Origin of the sequence: Larkinella fluvii (genome assembly GCF_051857545.1) — a bacterium.
Classification (GTDB): Bacteria; Bacteroidota; Bacteroidia; order Cytophagales; family Spirosomataceae; genus Larkinella.
Map to the genome: position 1 here is coordinate 187,033 of NZ_JBPZHB010000001.1, position 15,951 is coordinate 202,983.

The 15,951-nt window shown below is 52.6% G+C and carries 14 protein-coding genes; 8 read left to right on the top strand and 6 right to left on the bottom strand.

The features are described 5' to 3' along the window. Nucleotides 1-3: 3 nt before the first annotated feature. The 3 genes from ACS5NO_RS00890 to ACS5NO_RS00900 all read left to right on the top strand — a co-directional run bounded on the left by ACS5NO_RS00890 (nt 4) and on the right by ACS5NO_RS00900 (nt 5,705). A complete protein-coding gene (locus tag ACS5NO_RS00890) occupies nt 4-3,342 on the top strand; it encodes a UTP--glucose-1-phosphate uridylyltransferase (protein WP_439413423.1) in 3,339 nt (1,112 codons plus the stop codon). 187 nt (nt 3,343-3,529) lie between these two features. After that, complete coding sequence (gene gpmI, locus ACS5NO_RS00895; protein WP_439413424.1) at nt 3,530-5,065, top strand: 2,3-bisphosphoglycerate-independent phosphoglycerate mutase; 1,536 nt, start codon at nt 3,530-3,532, stop codon at nt 5,063-5,065. 88 nt (nt 5,066-5,153) lie between these two features. Continuing rightward, nucleotides 5,154-5,705 (top strand): hypothetical protein, encoded by a 552-nt coding sequence (locus ACS5NO_RS00900; protein WP_439413425.1) that lies wholly within the window; start codon nt 5,154-5,156, stop codon nt 5,703-5,705. Between the two features lie 59 nt (nt 5,706-5,764). Here ACS5NO_RS00900 and ACS5NO_RS00905 read toward each other — a convergent pair whose 3' ends face one another. From ACS5NO_RS00905 to ACS5NO_RS00915, 3 genes are all read right to left on the bottom strand, one after another. Then, complete coding sequence (locus tag ACS5NO_RS00905) at nt 5,765-6,574, bottom strand: TPM domain-containing protein (protein ID WP_439413426.1); 810 nt, start codon at nt 6,572-6,574, stop codon at nt 5,765-5,767. Then, the gene (locus tag ACS5NO_RS00910) at nt 6,575-7,009 is read right to left on the bottom strand and encodes a TPM domain-containing protein (protein ID WP_439413427.1); all 435 of its coding nucleotides are present in this window, start codon (nt 7,007-7,009) and stop codon (nt 6,575-6,577) included. Between the two features lie 105 nt (nt 7,010-7,114). After that, nucleotides 7,115-7,696: a LemA family protein gene (locus ACS5NO_RS00915; protein ID WP_138994646.1), complete on the bottom strand. Its 582-nt coding sequence runs from the start codon at nt 7,694-7,696 to the stop codon at nt 7,115-7,117. Nucleotides 7,697-7,974: 278 nt separating this feature from the next. Here ACS5NO_RS00915 and ACS5NO_RS00920 point away from each other — a divergent pair, with 278 nt between their 5' ends. Next, a complete protein-coding gene (locus ACS5NO_RS00920) occupies nt 7,975-8,763 on the top strand; it encodes an SDR family oxidoreductase (protein ID WP_439413428.1) in 789 nt (262 codons plus the stop codon). Between the two features lies 1 nt (nt 8,764). On the opposite strand, the gene ACS5NO_RS00925 is transcribed toward ACS5NO_RS00920, so the two are convergent. From ACS5NO_RS00925 to ACS5NO_RS00935, 3 genes are all read right to left on the bottom strand, one after another. Then, nucleotides 8,765-9,514: a DUF4129 domain-containing protein gene (locus ACS5NO_RS00925; protein WP_439413429.1), complete on the bottom strand. Its 750-nt coding sequence runs from the start codon at nt 9,512-9,514 to the stop codon at nt 8,765-8,767. Next, nucleotides 9,498-10,379 (bottom strand): hypothetical protein, encoded by an 882-nt coding sequence (locus tag ACS5NO_RS00930; RefSeq protein WP_439413430.1) that lies wholly within the window; start codon nt 10,377-10,379, stop codon nt 9,498-9,500. The genes ACS5NO_RS00925 and ACS5NO_RS00930 overlap by 17 nt, the downstream gene beginning before the upstream one ends. Before the next feature lie 90 nt (nt 10,380-10,469). Further along, entirely contained in the window at nt 10,470-11,438 is a 969-nt protein-coding gene (locus ACS5NO_RS00935; RefSeq protein WP_439413431.1) for a stage II sporulation protein M, read from the bottom strand. Nucleotides 11,439-11,612: 174 nt separating this feature from the next. Here ACS5NO_RS00935 and ACS5NO_RS00940 point away from each other — a divergent pair, with 174 nt between their 5' ends. From ACS5NO_RS00940 to ACS5NO_RS00955, 4 genes are all read left to right on the top strand, one after another. Next, the gene (locus ACS5NO_RS00940; protein ID WP_439413432.1) at nt 11,613-12,713 is read left to right on the top strand and encodes a glycosyltransferase family 4 protein; all 1,101 of its coding nucleotides are present in this window, start codon (nt 11,613-11,615) and stop codon (nt 12,711-12,713) included. Then, the gene (locus tag ACS5NO_RS00945) at nt 12,714-13,898 is read left to right on the top strand and encodes a glycosyltransferase (RefSeq protein WP_439413433.1); all 1,185 of its coding nucleotides are present in this window, start codon (nt 12,714-12,716) and stop codon (nt 13,896-13,898) included. Between the two features lie 101 nt (nt 13,899-13,999). Continuing rightward, complete coding sequence (locus ACS5NO_RS00950) at nt 14,000-14,698, top strand: RDD family protein (protein ID WP_439413434.1); 699 nt, start codon at nt 14,000-14,002, stop codon at nt 14,696-14,698. Nucleotides 14,699-14,734: 36 nt separating this feature from the next. Next, nucleotides 14,735-15,934: a M20 metallopeptidase family protein gene (locus ACS5NO_RS00955; RefSeq protein ID WP_439413435.1), complete on the top strand. Its 1,200-nt coding sequence runs from the start codon at nt 14,735-14,737 to the stop codon at nt 15,932-15,934. Nucleotides 15,935-15,951 lie beyond the last annotated feature (17 nt).

Consider the following 15,951-nt stretch of genomic DNA (forward strand, 5'->3'; position numbering starts at 1 on the left):
TATATGAACGTTTTTATAGAGACGATTACATCGACAGATCCCGCCAAACGCAACCGTTCTTTTTACGAAATAAGTCGCCGGTTGTCGGGGAAAGAGTTGCTGGGCCTGTTGCGGGAGCTCGATGAATTTCGGAAATCGACACCGAGTTTATACGATAAAGTAAGAGCCATTCTGTTCCTGTATGCGGGCTTCCGGTTTTTCCTGATGGAAACGCCCGAAACGCCAACAACCGGGAAAGTGCCGTACGCCGGTTTTGAGGATTTGCTGGCCCGCCGGTTCGAGCAGGCTATTGCTACCTTTTTGCACGAACTGGATAAGCAGGGACCCAATGCGGCTTTGTTCAGCGCGCTGGCCGAAAGCTACCACCATCTATCGTTCCAGATTCTGGCGGGGCAGGTTCGGAAAAGCGTACGTTCCAGCAAAGGAAACCAGTGGATGTTTCGGGTCGGCCACCGCGAAGAACACCCGATCCGGATTCACCCGACTTTGCTGAAACGCCCGGAGAATTCGCTCTTTTATCCCATTCTGCACGAACAGACGTCCGTACGGATGGACTTGACCCACAGCGGTTGGTCGGATATTTTCTTCCTCGGAATGGATTATCCGGAAGGTGCCCGCGTGGTCAATATATCAATTGATCTAGGCGTTTTTGGCCGTGATGCCGACATTCGCCCCCCGCTGAACTGCTACGTTCGCGTGATACCGGACCCGGTTCTACGCCTGACGAGCATCGACTTAAACACCACGAAAGACATTGCCGATCTCGCCGATTTGTTCAATTTCGGAAATGATTACCTGAGCCTGGTAAAAGCCGGGGTCATTGCCTCCGGACTCATTCCGCCTTCGTTCGAAAATACGAATCAGTCTTTACCCGATATTCTATCCCGGATTGTCGCGCCGGGTATGGGCATCGAGCTGGTGACCAAAGTAAACGACATTCCGAAAGGCTCCCGGTTTGCGGTTTCGACCAACCTGTTAGGTTCGATCATCAGTCTGCTCATGCGGGCGACGGGTCAGACGAAGAAGCTGGAAGGCGGTTTGGAAGAAAGCGAACGACGGCTGGTGGCTTCGCGGGCCATTCTGGGCGAATGGATCGGTGGTTCGGGTGGAGGCTGGCAGGATTCGGGCGGAGTCTGGCCCGGTATCAAAGCCATTCAGGGTACGTTTGCGCAGGAAGGCGATCCCGAATCCGGCATCAGTCGCGGGACCCTATTGCCGCGGCACCGGGTCTTGCAGGGTGACGAAATTCACCCTGAAATGGGCGAGAAGATCATGAAATCGCTGGTGCTGATGCACGGCGGGATGGCTTCCAACGTTGGCCCGATTCTGGAAATGGTGACCGAAAAATACCTGCTCCGGGGCGACAATGAATGGAACGCCCGGCAGCAAACCAATCAGGTTTTCGATAACATTCTGGCGGCTATCAAAGAAGGAGACATTCGGAAATTGGGTGCCAATACTGCCCAAAACTGGGAAGGTCCGATCAAAACCATCATTCCATGGGCGTCTACTTATTTTACCGAACAAATCATTTCCAAAGCAAAAACCGCCTTTGGCGACGACTACTACGGTTTTTTGATGTTGGGCGGGATGTCCGGGGGCGGCATGGGCATGTTTGTCAATCCGGTGGGGTACGAAGACTACAAAATGAAGGTGCTGGACATTCTCCGGAAAACGAAAGCGGAATTGTCGGCTTCGCTGCCGTTTGCGATGGAACCGGTGGTCTACAACTGGAGCATCAATGACAAAGGAACCTGGGCAACCTTGCAGGCCGGAACCGAAGCCCTGATGCCGGAACAGTATTACGGTATTCACGTGTCGGAACTGGTTCGGAAAGACCCCGCTTCGATTTCGTATACCCGACGGGCGGAAATCGATTTGTTTACAACCTATTGCGAGAAAAATAACCTCGCCTATCCGCTTCTGCGAACGATTATCAGCAACCTGTTCAAGGTGTCAGACCCGACTTCGCAGAGCAACCGCAGTGCTGAAAACGAAAAGGCGGACCGGATCAAGAAAGAAAACGGTTTCGATTACATCCAGCACGAGGAAATTCGGGAAGATTTGCAAAAAGGCCGCATTGGTCTGTCACGCAATCGGTTAGCGGCTGAGACGACCATTGAAGATGTACAACCGGGTGACATCGTTCAACTTGATGAACTGACAGCAGAAACCAAAACCGGTGAAGCGGCCATTCGCGATGGAAAAGTGGCGGTTTTGAGTCTGGCAGCGGGCGTGGGCAGTCGGTGGACGAAAGGCGCCGGGGTGATCAAAGCCCTGAATCCGTTTGTGGAAATCGAAGGCCGACACCGGAGTTTTCTGGAAATCCATTTGGCGAAAACCCGCAAAGTGGCCGAAACCTATGGTGGCCTGATTCCCCATCTGATCGCCACCAGTTACCTGACCCACGAACCGATTCGGCAGACGCTGGCACAAACCGGCAATTTTGGCTATTCAGGTACCACCTATCTGTCGCCGGGCCGTTCGATTGGGCAGCGGTTTGTGCCAATGGAACGCGATTTGCGGTTTATGTGGGAAGAAATGCCGCAGGAAACGCTCGACGAAAACAAGCAGAAAGTACGTGATGCCGTTCGCCAAACGATGATTGGCTGGGCCAAATCGAAAGGCGAAGGCTCGGATTACGTCGATAACATTGCGGCTCAGCGTTTTTCGCCCCTGGGTCACTGGTATGAAGTGTCCAATTTGCTCCGCAACGGAACCTTGGCGCGCTTGCTGGCCGAGCACCCGCAGTTGGAAACCATCATGTTGCACAACATCGATACGCTGGGCGCGGATGTGAACCCGGCGGCACTGGGGCATCACCTGGAATCGGGCAATGTGCTGACGTTCGAGGTGGTTCCCCGCCGGATCGAGGATCGGGGGGGAGGACTGGCGCGGGTCAACGGAAACCTTCGGTTGCTGGAAGGACTGGCGCAACCCCGCGAGGAAGACGAATTGAATCTCAGTTATTACAACTCGATGACGACCTGGATTCAGATCGATCCGTTGCTGGCGCTGTTTGGTCTGACGCGGCAGGATTTGCAGGACGGCGACGAAGCCCGGTTGGCCAAAGCCGTTCGGAGCGTCGCTCACCGGATTCCGACCTATGTTACCACCAAAGACGTCAAATACCGCTGGGGACACGGTCAGGAGGATATTTATCCGGTGGCGCAGATCGAGAAATTATGGAGTGATATGTCGGCATTGGCCGATGTTCAATGCGGCTACATTGCCGTTCCGCGGATGCGCGGGCAACAAATGAAAGATCCGGCTCAACTGGATGCCTGGGTTACCGACGGCAGTAAAGCGTATATTGCCGGTTTGGGTACGTTTGAGGTTTGACGGCTGAAAATGGCTAAATGGTTAAAAATGGTTGAATGGTTAATTTGAGCAGGCTTGCCACTTTGCAACCATTTAGCCATTTTCAGCCGTCAAACCATTTTAACCATTCTTCAACCATCCAGCCATTTTAAGTCATCTTTAACCTGAGAATAGCGTCTTTTGCCGCTAATGTTGTTAATTTCGAATTATGAATAAGAAAGTCATATTAATGATTCTGGACGGCTGGGGAATTGCCCGAAAGATCGATGTTTCGGCGATTGATGCGGCCAATACGCCCTTCGTGGATTCGTTGTATACGAAGTATTCACACAGCCAGTTGGAGGCTTCGGGTCTGGCGGTCGGTTTGCCGGCGGGTCAGATGGGCAACTCCGAAGTGGGACACATGAACCTCGGTGCGGGGCGAATTGTATATCAGGATTTGGTAAAAATCAATTTAGCCGTTGAGCAAAATACGCTGGACAAAGAGCCGGTTTTGCTGGACGCCCTGAATTACGCCAAAACCAACGGCAAGAAAGTCCATTTTATCGGTCTGGTTTCCAACGGTGGGGTTCACTCCCACATCGAACACCTGAAAGGGCTTTGTACCGTAGCGCACGAGCAAGGCCTAACGGATGTGTTTATCCATGCCTTTACCGATGGTCGGGATACAGATCCGAAAAGCGGCTACGGTTTTCTGGCTGATCTGGAAGCGCATCTGAAAACGACTACGGGGCAGATTGCCACCATCACCGGACGGTATTTTGCAATGGACCGGGATAACCGCTGGGAACGGGTCAAATTGGCCTACGACGCGATGGTGAAGGGCATTGGGAACGAAACCTGCGAAGTGGGCGGGGAATTGTCGGCGATTCATAAATCGTATGAAGAAGGGGTAACGGACGAGTTTATCAAACCCATTATCGTGACAAATCCCGACGGAAGTCCGCTGGCTACGATTCAGGATGGCGATGTGGTGCTTTGCTTCAATTTTCGTACCGATCGGGGCCGCGAAATTACGCTGGCGCTTAGTCAGCGGGATTATCCGGAGCAGGACATGAAAAAACTGAACCTGTATTACGTCACGCTGACCAATTACGACAACGAGTTTGTGGGCGTAAAGGTCATTTACGACAAAGATAATCTGACAAATACGCTCGGGGAGGTGGTTTCGAAAGCGGGTAAAAAACAGATTCGGATTGCTGAAACCGAGAAATACCCGCACGTGACGTTCTTTTTTTCCGGTGGTCGGGAGGATGTCTTCGAGGGCGAAAGCCGTCTGTTGTGCCCATCGCCTAAAGTCGCGACCTACGATCTGAAACCGGAGATGAGTGCCATGGACATCCGCGACGCCATTATTCCGGAACTGGAACGGGAGCAGGTTGATTTTGTCTGTCTGAATTTTGCCAATACCGATATGGTAGGCCATACGGGCGTTTTTTCAGCGGTTGTGAAAGCCGCCGAAACCGTCGATCAGTGTGCTCAGGCAGTGATCACCACGGCCTTGGCCCACGGTTATACGACCATTGTGATTGCTGACCATGGCAACGCCGATTTTATGATCAACGAAGATGGTTCACCCAATACGGCCCACACTACCAACCCGGTTCCGTGTATTCTGGTCGATAACGACTTTCATCCGAAACTGAACAACGGCGTTCTGGCAGATATTGCCCCGACGATTCTGCACCTGATGGGCATCGCGCAACCCGATGTCATGACAGGCCATAGTTTGATAGCGGAATAGACAAACTTTTCGGCTTGGGTTGGTGTTCGCCAACTAACGACCATTACACTCCCCCTGATTGGAAAGTCAGGGGGTATTTTTTATGATGATGAAATTTAGTTACGGACTTGTTTTTATTCTGGCGTTAGCCGCTTGCAGCAATCCCACCAAAGAAGCCCCCGCCGGGACGTATTACGATCTGAAATCGTATATCGAACAGCAGATCAGTCAGTTAAAAAGCCAGCAGCCAACGGTTTTGAAACAGGCTGGTTTTGGCGATGAGAAAGAGCAGCAAACGACAAAAGACATTGACTGGAGCCGCGAACTCGATTTGTTTCTGCAAGCCGACATCAACAAGCAGGCGTATCAGGCCAGTTATCTGAAAAACCGCCCGGATTCGCTCACATATGAATACGTCCTGAAACCGGGTGAAAAGCTCCCCGTTCAGGTTCTGCGCATCGAACTGGACTCGGCCACCCGCCAACCCCGACTGATCAAAGCGACCTTGCGAACCAAGAACTCCCTCTATGAATCCGAACGGAACGTCTGGCTGGAAAGCGAAAACGGCGCGGTCAAACGCTACCACCTGGAAGGATTTCAGCAACTGGCGTGGCTGGATCAGAAGCGGTTTTTGATTGATGGAAAGTTAGTTAATAATTAAGAGTGATGAGTGAAGAGTTAAACTGTCTATCAGATAACTCATCACTCTTAATTCTTAACTCAGTAATCCCCGCCAGCACCGCCCCCGCCGAAGCTGCCGCCCCCGAAGCCGCCGAAACTGCTGCCACCACCTCCTCCGCCACCCCAATTGCCGGACGAACTGCCCCAGCCGGAGAACGTGGAGGTCGGGAAAGGAACGGGAAAGAAGCCCCCGCCCCGGTTTCGGTTGCTGCCACCCCCGCCCCGGTTCCGGCTGATCCAGATGATGACGATGATCACGACGAAAATGATGATGAAGAAGAGGATGCCGTCACCGCCCCCGCCGTCGTCCGCAGGATCGGCTTTGTATTCGCCACTGGCCCGGCGAATGATTTCGTCGGTCGCTTCGTCCAAACCGGCGTACCACTGTTCGCTTTTGAAACGCGGGACAATAATCTGGCTGACAATCCGCTTGGCGATGGCATCCGGAATCGCCCCTTCCAGGCCGTAACCCGTGGCAATAAATACCTTGCGGGTTGATGGTACCCAGGTCATTACCAAGCCATTGTTCTGCCCTTTCTGCCCCACTCCCCACTTGCGACCGATCTGAAAACTGTAGTCGCCAATCGGGTAGGGTTCGGTGGTTTTGGCAATGACGATGACGATCTGGGTCGAGGTCGAGTCGTTGTAAACCCGTAGCTTTTCCTCCAGTCTTGCCCGTTCGTCCGCTTTCAGAATCCCCACAAAATCATTGACCAGACGCGGTGGATTGGGTCGGGGCGGAATGACATCGTCCTGGGCGTAGGCCCGAAAAGAAACCACGGCCAGCAGAAGCATCAACAGAATTCGAACCGGTATTGCAAAGCGATATGTGACGAAGGGAAGTTTCATTTAGTGTGAAATTTCGTCGGAAAGCTCGTTAGAGTCATTGTCCAGACGAGGAAAGTATTGTCGTAACTGCTGTCCTGCCCGTTCAATTCCCAGACAGAACCCTTGCGTAAACCGACCGGCGCGAAAATTTTCACGCATAATGTCTTTGGTGGTTACCCAGAAGTCGTTGGGTACTACCTTGTCGATCCCTTCATCACCCAACACGGCAAACTTGTGGTCTTCCGTCGCCAGATAAAACAGAACCCCGTTGCGCTGGGCGGTCTGGTCCATGCTCAATTGCCGGAAAACCTGCACCGCCCTTTCGATGACGTCCGGTGTTGGGCAATGCAGTTCGAGATGGACCCGAATTTCGCCCGACGTTTCCAGTTCAGCCGACCGAATCGCCTGAATGATCTGCTGCTGTTCCTCGGACGTGAAAAGGTTGATTGCGGACATAAAGGAGTTATGAATTAAAAGTTAAGAGTTAAGAGTTAAAAATGTTGATCTGCCAAATGTTTAATGAGGCAGTCTATTTTTAACTCTTAACTTTTAATTCTTAACTTAAAATTGAACGGCTGGGGCGTTCTGGGCGGCTTGCGACGCTTCGAAGAAACCTTTCGCTGAGAAACCGAAAATGCCGGCGAAAATATTGGCCGGGAACGTGCGGACGGAGACGTTGTAGTCTTTCACAGCCGCGTTAAAATCGTTCCGCGCTACACTGATGCGGTTTTCGGTGCCTTCCAGTTGTGACTGAAGTTCGGAGAAATTCTGCGTGGCTCTCAACTGCGGATAGTTTTCGGACACCGCCAGCAGACGCGACAGCGTACCGCCCAACTGATCCTGAGCCGCCTGAAATTTCTGAACATTCTCGGGCGTCAGTTGGTCGGCGGTCAGTTGAACACTGGTGGCTTTCGAACGGGCTTCCATCACCGCTGTCAGTGTACTTTTCTCGAAATTGGCGGCTCCTTTTACGGTATTCACCAGGTTCGGAACCAGATCGGCCCGGCGTTGGTATTGTGTTTGGACCTGAGCCCATTTTTCACCCACATTCGCGTCTTTTCCGACGATACCGTTATATGTACTGCATCCGAAAAAACCAAAAATCAGAACCAGGACGATGCCAATAATAAGACCTTTAGACATGTTTTTTATCGATTAATTTGTTAGCAAAGTTCGTTAAAACCGGATCCGTATCCCAATAAATTACACGGCCGGACGCTTTCGACCGTAATCCCTCCGCCGGGGTTGATGATTGGAAACCGGCGCGGATGGGTGGCAGGTGATTCGGGTGAATAACTGATTAAGGATACCAATTGATTGGTAAATTAGTAAAAATATTGCCGCAATGCCGTTATTTAGCGTTTTACATAAATGAATGGGTTGTATACGCTAAAAACGGCCCGGACTAAACCGACTTTACGATGAATCTTTCGCTTACCGGAAAAACCGCTATTGTCTGTGGAAGCACGCAGGGAATTGGCTACGCGACCGCCGTTGAACTGGCGCTATTGGGCGCAAATGTTACGCTGCTGGCTCGCAATGAAGAAAAATTGAAAGAGGCCATCGACTCATTAGACACGCAGCAAGGGCAGAAACACCGGTATCAGGTGGCCGATTTTGCCAATCCGGAAGAAGTGAAGACCGCCATTGAAGTCTATCTGACCGACTTTCCGGAAGTTCACATTCTGATTAATAATACCGGTGGCCCGGCAGGTGGGGCGCTGATCGACGCCAAACTGGAGGAGTTTACCAAAACTTTTGCCGCGCATTTGCTCAACAATCAGATTTTAGCGCAGGCTGTGATCCCATCCATGAAACAAGCGGGTTATGGTCGGATTGTCAACATTATTTCCACATCGGTGAAACAGCCCATTGTTGGGCTGGGCGTTTCCAACACCATTCGCGGGGCGGTGGCGCAGTGGGCCAAAACCCTGTCGCTGGAAATGGCTCAATTCGGAATCACGGTTAACAACGTGTTGCCCGGTTATACGCGTACGGCCCGTCTGGATGCCGTGCTGACCATGCGGGCGAGTGCGCAAGATAAATCACTGGATGAAGTTGAAGCCCAAATGCAGGCCGAAATTCCGAGTCGACGGTTTGCGGAAGCGGAAGAAGTGGCGGCAGCCGTGGCTTTTCTCTGCACACCCGCAGCGGCTTCGATCAACGGGATCAATGTGCCGGTGGATGGGGGAAAAACGGGCGGTTTGTAATTTACTGGTTAAACCGTTCAAACGATTCCTGCAACGGTTTAAACCGCTCTTCGGTAATCGGGAAATCGCCGTACCAGATGTATTCAAACTGGGTTGTCAGGGTTTCAAACGCCGGTTGCTTCGGCGACTGTGCCAGTTCGTAAACGTAGCTGCGGTTGGTCTTATTCGGTTTCCAGTCGATCAGGTTGTGGTTGCTCAGGTGTTTCAGCGTTTGCAAATACAGCAACCGAACCGCCAGCCGGTAATTTCGCTGGTCGATAGCCGCGTTGATCTGTTGCTCAAAGTCGATTTCGTGAATGTTTTCAGTCAGCGTTTCGTAGGCCAGCGCAGCTCCCTGTGATTTTTTACTGAAAATGAATCCCATGATTTCGGCCTTGATGATCAGCCAGACTACCAAACCCGCAGCAGCCGCCAGAAACACATATTGCCAGAAATTCTGGTAGGATTTGCTCGTCAGAAATTCGCCTACTTTTTGCCAGAACCAGCTCCAGAATTTAGACCACAGGTTATTGCCCGGTTTAAAGTCCTGGCCATACTGGTAATCGCGGTCGTTGCGATAGTCGTTCAGTTTGGCGGTCGACGGTTTCCGCACCCGGATCGAACTGCGGTCGTCGGGAGCCGGTTGCGCCTGCGCCGTGTCTTTGGTCTGGGGAGTAGACAATTGGGCCATCGCCGGAAAACCAGTCAGGGTCGCCAGGAGCAAAAAACCGGCCAGGCGGTTTTTCGCCCTACGGTTAATAATCACCTTCATCGCTGGAACGGGGGATGGGTGGGGGCGTAGACGATCCGATGCTGTCGATGGCCGACAGAATGCTGCGACCATCCCGCAATTCAACCAGGTTGAAATACTGAAAGGCAATGCCCAGGGCGATGAGCGACGAGACGACCACACTGCCGACCGTACTGAGGATGCTGGTCAGAATCGTCACGTAAACCGGCATGCTGGGGACGAGTTTCAGGGCAACCATCATGCTGACACCGGCTGCGGGCACATTGAAGGCAAAACTGAGAATATAGGCGATAAAACTGATGATGATGATCAGCCCGAAGGTCGACCACCAGTGGTCGCGGATCAGTTCGAAACACCGCCCCATAAACGTGCTGGCCGAACCGTCTTCCAGAACCACCACAGCGAGTGCTAACGAAAAGACAACGCCCAGATAAATACCCGGAATCAGGAAAAAAAGCGTGGCCGCAATGACGAGGATGCCAACCACCAGCCAGGTAACGACAGCCCGCCCGAACGCATTTTGAACCTCCGCCCAAACCGCTTCAACGGTGACGGGTTCGCCCGGATTTCGGTTGTAGACTTTCAAATGGCCATAAACGGTGAGATTAACCAGCAGCGGGATGAACAACGCAAACACAATGGCCACCAGGTAATAAGGGCTCGAAATTTGTCGAATCATCCAGTCGTTCATGCGGGGCGCATTGACGCCGGTTGGTTGGGTCGACAGCATCGACGCCGATGCCATACCCGACGCAATCCCCGCGATCAGCGCCGGAGCCCCGGCAATGTAGAGCAATGCCGTGCTAAGACTGCGGATTTGCTTGACGGCGTATTGAATCGTGGCGTTGATTTTTTCGCCAAAATCGCGCGTTTGGTAGAGATTCATGAGTTATTATTTATTTAACGAATGGGAACGCGGCCGGGTCGCCGTTGCGATTGAACGGATTGAAACGGATTTCCACGGATAAAATCTGTTTCAATCCGTGTTCCCATCAAACTTCTTCTCCAGTTGAATGGGATACAGAATAAAGTACCAGATAATGAACGCAGCCGACGCCAGAATGATGGCAGCGCTAACCACCGGATGCAGCGGAAGACGCGTGACGAAACTCTCCAGAAAACCCGCCGTGATGAAAACCGGTACGAGCCCGATCACAATTTTGAGCCCCTGTTTGGCTCCGTGTTTGAACGACTCCAGCCGTGACCAGGTGCCCGGAAACAACAAACTGTTGCCGAGCGTCAGACCCGCGCTGCCCGCAATCACAATCGCCGAAATCTCCAGCGTTCCGTGAATCCAGATCGTCAGGACCGACGGAAGCAGCAAACCGCGTTCGTAGAAAAAATACTGAAAAGCGCCCAGCATCACGCCGTTCTGAAACATGACAGCAATCGTTCCGAAGGACGCAAACAAACCCAGAATGAACGCGATGAACGAAACCCGGATGTTGTTGACGGTGATGCCCATGAACATATCGGCCTGTCCGCTGCCTTTGTAAACCGCCAGCGGATCGCCTTTCCGGATGTTTTCGAGCGTCATATTGACGTAATCGTCGCCCAGAATCAGCCGGACAAACAACTCGTCGTTGGCCGCCGACACCCAGCCCAGCGCAGCCGCTACCAGAAAAATGACGAACGACACCAGCAAAAGCCGGTGTGATTTCCGGAACAGCAACGGCAATTCTACCGCCCAGAACTGGACAAAACGGCTGCGTTCCTCCCGTTTGTTGCCCATCAGCCGCCGGTGCATCGTGGCCGCCAGACCGTTGAGATACCGGGTGACGGGCGAGGTGGGGTAGAACGTCCGGGCATACGACAGGTCGTCGGTCAGTTCGATGAAGTGGTCGGTCAGCACATCGGGGTTGGAGCGGTCGTTGGCCGTCACCGGTTCGCTCTCGATCTCCTTCCACTTTTCCGTATTCTGTTTGATAAAAGCCGCTTCGCGCATGAAAAAACCGGGTTATGGGCCGAAACCCATTGGGTCGGATAAGTTGCAAATCAAATGCCATATTTCAAAGCCGCTCATACGAACGGGGACAATACGGTCGATTTCGGCAACAAATAGCCGTTGTCAAAGGGTTTCTCCGTAAGTTTGTAGTTTCTGTGTGTATTTGGCTATTTTATGAAAGTATTGTTTGACCATCAGGCCTTTACAGGGGTGCGGTATGGCGGAGTGTCCCGGTATTTTTACGATCTGATGGTATCGCTGCAAAAAAAAGGCGTTGAAACCCAGTTGTCGCTTTTGTTTTCCAACAATGCCTACCTGCTGGAAAGTGACGCGTTTCGGGTGCAGTCATTTTCGTATTTTCTGGGTTTTATGCCCACCAACATGCTCTTTTCGCAGATCAACCGGTTGTGGAGTGTGACCCGGTTGATGCGGAATAATTACGACGTTTTTCATCCTACTTTTTTTCATCCGTATTTTCTGAATCACACGAAAAAACCGGTGGTGTTGACGTACCACGATGCCATCAAAGACAAGTTTGGGGCTGAATTCGGCCACATCGATAACGCGTCGAAAGACCTGAAACAAAGGTTGTTCGACCGGAGCGCCCAGATCATTGCGGTGTCGGAAAACACCAAAACCGATCTGATAGAGCTGTTTAACATCAAACCGGAGAAGATCACCGTCGTTTACCACGCAACGGCTTTTCAGACGCTGAAAGTCCCCGAAACCGTTCAGATCGAGGTGCCGGAAGCGTATTTGCTGTATGTCGGTGCCCGCAACGATTACAAAAATTTCATTCCTTTTCTGAAAGCGGTTGCGCCGGTGCTCAAAAAATACCGTCATGTCCAACTGATTTGTGCCGGGGGCGGTTCGTTCAGTCCGGAAGAGACGCAGTGGATTCAGCAACTGGACCTGACGGGCCGGATCAGCCAGCGCAACATCGACGATTTTACGCTGTATCGCCTGTACCAGAACGCACTGGCGTTTGTCTATCCGTCGCTCTACGAAGGCTTCGGCATTCCGATTCTGGAAGCTTTTGCGGCCGGTTGCCCGGTGGTGTTGAGTCGGGCGTCCTGTTTTCCGGAAGTGGCGCAGGAAGCCGCGTTGTATTTCGACCCGGAATCGGCGTTGGATATGCAGCAGCAAATCGAAAAAATCATTCTGGACGAGTCACTACGCCAGTCTCTGGTCCGGAAAGGACGCGAGCGGGGGCAGCATTTTTCGCTGGAAAAAACGGCGAGTCAAACACTTCAGGTTTACCAACGTATTGCATAAGTGAACAGAGCGAAGAAAATCCTGCTTTTTGATACGATTATCGACGGCCACCACGCTGATTACCTGACGCATCTGATTGCCTACTGGGTGCAAAACCGCCCCGAAGGTGAACTGATCGTCGTGACCCAGCAATCGTTCGGGAAGCAATTTAAGGCCTTGCTCGAAGCCAAACCGGGTGTCGAAAACATCCGGTTCGTGCCCATTTCGGAGGAAGACATTGAAACCGTACACGGAGCGTCGATGGCGACCCGTTCGTTCAAGGAATGGAATCTGGTGTTGAAATACGGGCAGACACATCAGTCATCGCACGTGTTGCTGATGTATTTCGATCTGTTTATGCTGGCAACCTGGCTCGGACGGTCGGCGCCCTTTGCCGTTTCCGGTATTTATTTTCGGCCGGATTTTCATTACAAAACCCGGCCCGGAATCAAGGCCCGGCTGAATGGAATCCGAAAAAAAGTAACCTTGAACGGGGTTCTGAATCGGAAAGGTTTGACGAATCTGTTTTGCCTGGATCATTCGGCGGTGGAGGGCTTGCGGGCGTTGAGCCCACACGTCAAAATCTGGCCGCTGGCCGATCCGGTCGAATCCTATGCCATTACGTCCGCCGAGGTCGAACACCTGCGAACGAAACTCCAGATTTCACCCAACCGCCGGATTCTGCTGCTTTTCGGGCATCTGGACGATCGCAAAGGCATCGAACCGCTGCTCGATGCCCTGAAACTCCTGAAACCGGTGCAGCAACGGGCGTTGTGTCTGGTGCTGGCCGGGCCGATTCAACCCGGTTTTCGGGAAAAAGTCGAACGCAGCATGACTGAGGTCGGGAGCGATATGCAGATTGTGCGGGTGTTTGACGAAATAAAAGGGCGGGAAATTCAGGTGTATTTCGAGTTGTCGGACTACGTTTTGGCGTTATACCAGAACCACATCGGCATGGCGTCGGTCGTGGTGCGGGCTGCGGTTTCCGGAAAACCGGTTCTGGCGTCAGATTACGGTTATCTGGGTCATCTGGTGCAAACCGAGCAACTGGGGGCCGTGACGGATGCCACCTCGCCGGACGCGATTCGGGCCCTTCTGGAACGGATTTTGACGGAAGCACCACCGTATTCGAAAACAAATCTGCAAAAGTTAGCCGATCGCAATTCGAACGTTTATTTTGCAGAGACGATTTTTAATCATCTTTGATTTGTTTCCAGGCTGATCCTGTTAGCGGTCAAAGACCCTGACAGGGTCAGCCTGGAAACAAATCAAATGGTCGCAAGTCTTGCCAGGAAAACCAGATTATTATGACTGTTTCGATTCAGACTTCCCAAAACATTACGCTGGAATACGAACCCGCCAGTTTGGGCGACCGGATTCTGGCGTTTTTGCTCGACTACCTGATTTTTTTGGGATGGCTGATTCTGTATTTTGTGCTGACCAAACTACTCCCCGGCGCTTTTCGGAGCCCTTTCTGGACGGGCCTGTTTTTGCTGTTGCCATTCATGCTGTATGATCTGCTGTGCGAAACGTTTCTGAATGGGCAAAGTCTGGGGAAAATAGCAATGAAAATACGCGTCGTGATGCTCGACGGATCACAACCCGGTTTGGGGGCTTATTTGCTCCGCTGGCTGCTCCGGATCATCGAATCACCGATGTTTTTTGGCGGTATGGTGGCCGTCATTACCATTGCGGCCAACGGCCGGGGCCAGCGAATTGGCGACATTGCCGCTGGTACCACGGTGGTGAAACTGACCCGCCCCGTTACGCTGGCGCAGATTACCTACCGGGCCTTACCCGACGATTATCAGGTGCGTTTCCCGGAAGTGGCCCAGCTTTCCGACCGGGATTTGAACATTGTCCGGGAAGCGTTGCGGATGAATAATCCCGAAATCAGCGGTTTAGCCGCCAATAAAGTAAAACAAGTCATCGGGGTTCGGTCGGAACTGGACGATACCACGTTTCTTCGGACGCTGATCAATGATTATCAGTTTTTAGCCTCTTAAAGTCTGTGCGGCCCGGTTCCGCAGGGATCTACCCATATGAAAGAACAAATCAAAACACTAGCGCGGGAATATGCGGCCGATTTAATTGCCAACCGCCGTCACCTGCACGCCAACCCGGAGTTGTCGTTCAATGAGTTCAAAACCGCCCGATTCGTTGCCGATCAACTCAAAGCGATCGGTCTGACTCCGCAGGAAGGCGTTGCCAACACGGGTTTGGTCGCGCTGATCGAAGGACGGGCGGGGCGTTCATCCGAAAACCGGGTCGTGGGGCTGCGGGCCGACATGGACGCGCTGCCGATTCACGAAGCCAATGATGTCCCCTACAAATCGACCGTCGAGGGCGTCATGCACGCCTGTGGGCACGATGTTCACACGTCGTCTTTGTTGGGAACCGCCCGCATTTTGCAGCAACTCCGCGACCAGTTTGAGGGAACAGTGAAACTGGTTTTTCAACCGGCAGAGGAAAAAGCCCCCGGTGGTGCGTCTTTGATGATCAAAGACGGCGTTTTGGAAAACCCGGCTCCGGCCAGCATGCTCGGCCAGCACGTGGCCCCGAATGTGCCAGTTGGCAAAATTGGCTTCCGGGAAGGTATGTACATGGCGAGCACCGACGAACTCTACCTGACGGTTATTGGGAAAGGCGGCCACGGTGCCATGCCCGACCAGCTCATCGACCCGGTGTTGATCGCTTCGCACATCATCGTGGCTTTGCAGCAGATCATCAGCCGCAACCGCAAACCGGCCAACCCCTCAGTGTTGTCGTTCGGGCGGTTTATTGCCGACGGCGTCACCAACGTCATTCCCAACGAGGTAAAAATTGAAGGTACGTTTCGCTGCATGGACGAAGAATGGCGGGAAGACGGTTTACGGCGGATGAAAAAAATGGCCGAAGGCATGGCCGAAGCGATGGGAGCCGTGTGCGAATTTACGGTGGTGCGCGGTTATCCGTTCCTGAAAAACCATCCCGAACTAACCCGGCGGATGCGCTCGGCGGCCACGGAATACATGGGGCCTGAAAACGTCGTGAACCTCGATTTGTGGATGGCGGGCGAAGATTTTGCCTTCTATTCGCAGGTAGTCGATTCGTGTTTCTACCGACTCGGAACGCGCAATGAAGAGCGGGGCATCATTTCCGGCGTTCACACGCCCACGTTCGACATCGACGAATCAGCCCTGGAAATCGGAGCCGGTTTGATGAGCTGGCTGGCGCTGGAGGAGTTGAGAGTGAAGAGTTAAGAATTAAAAGTTAAGAG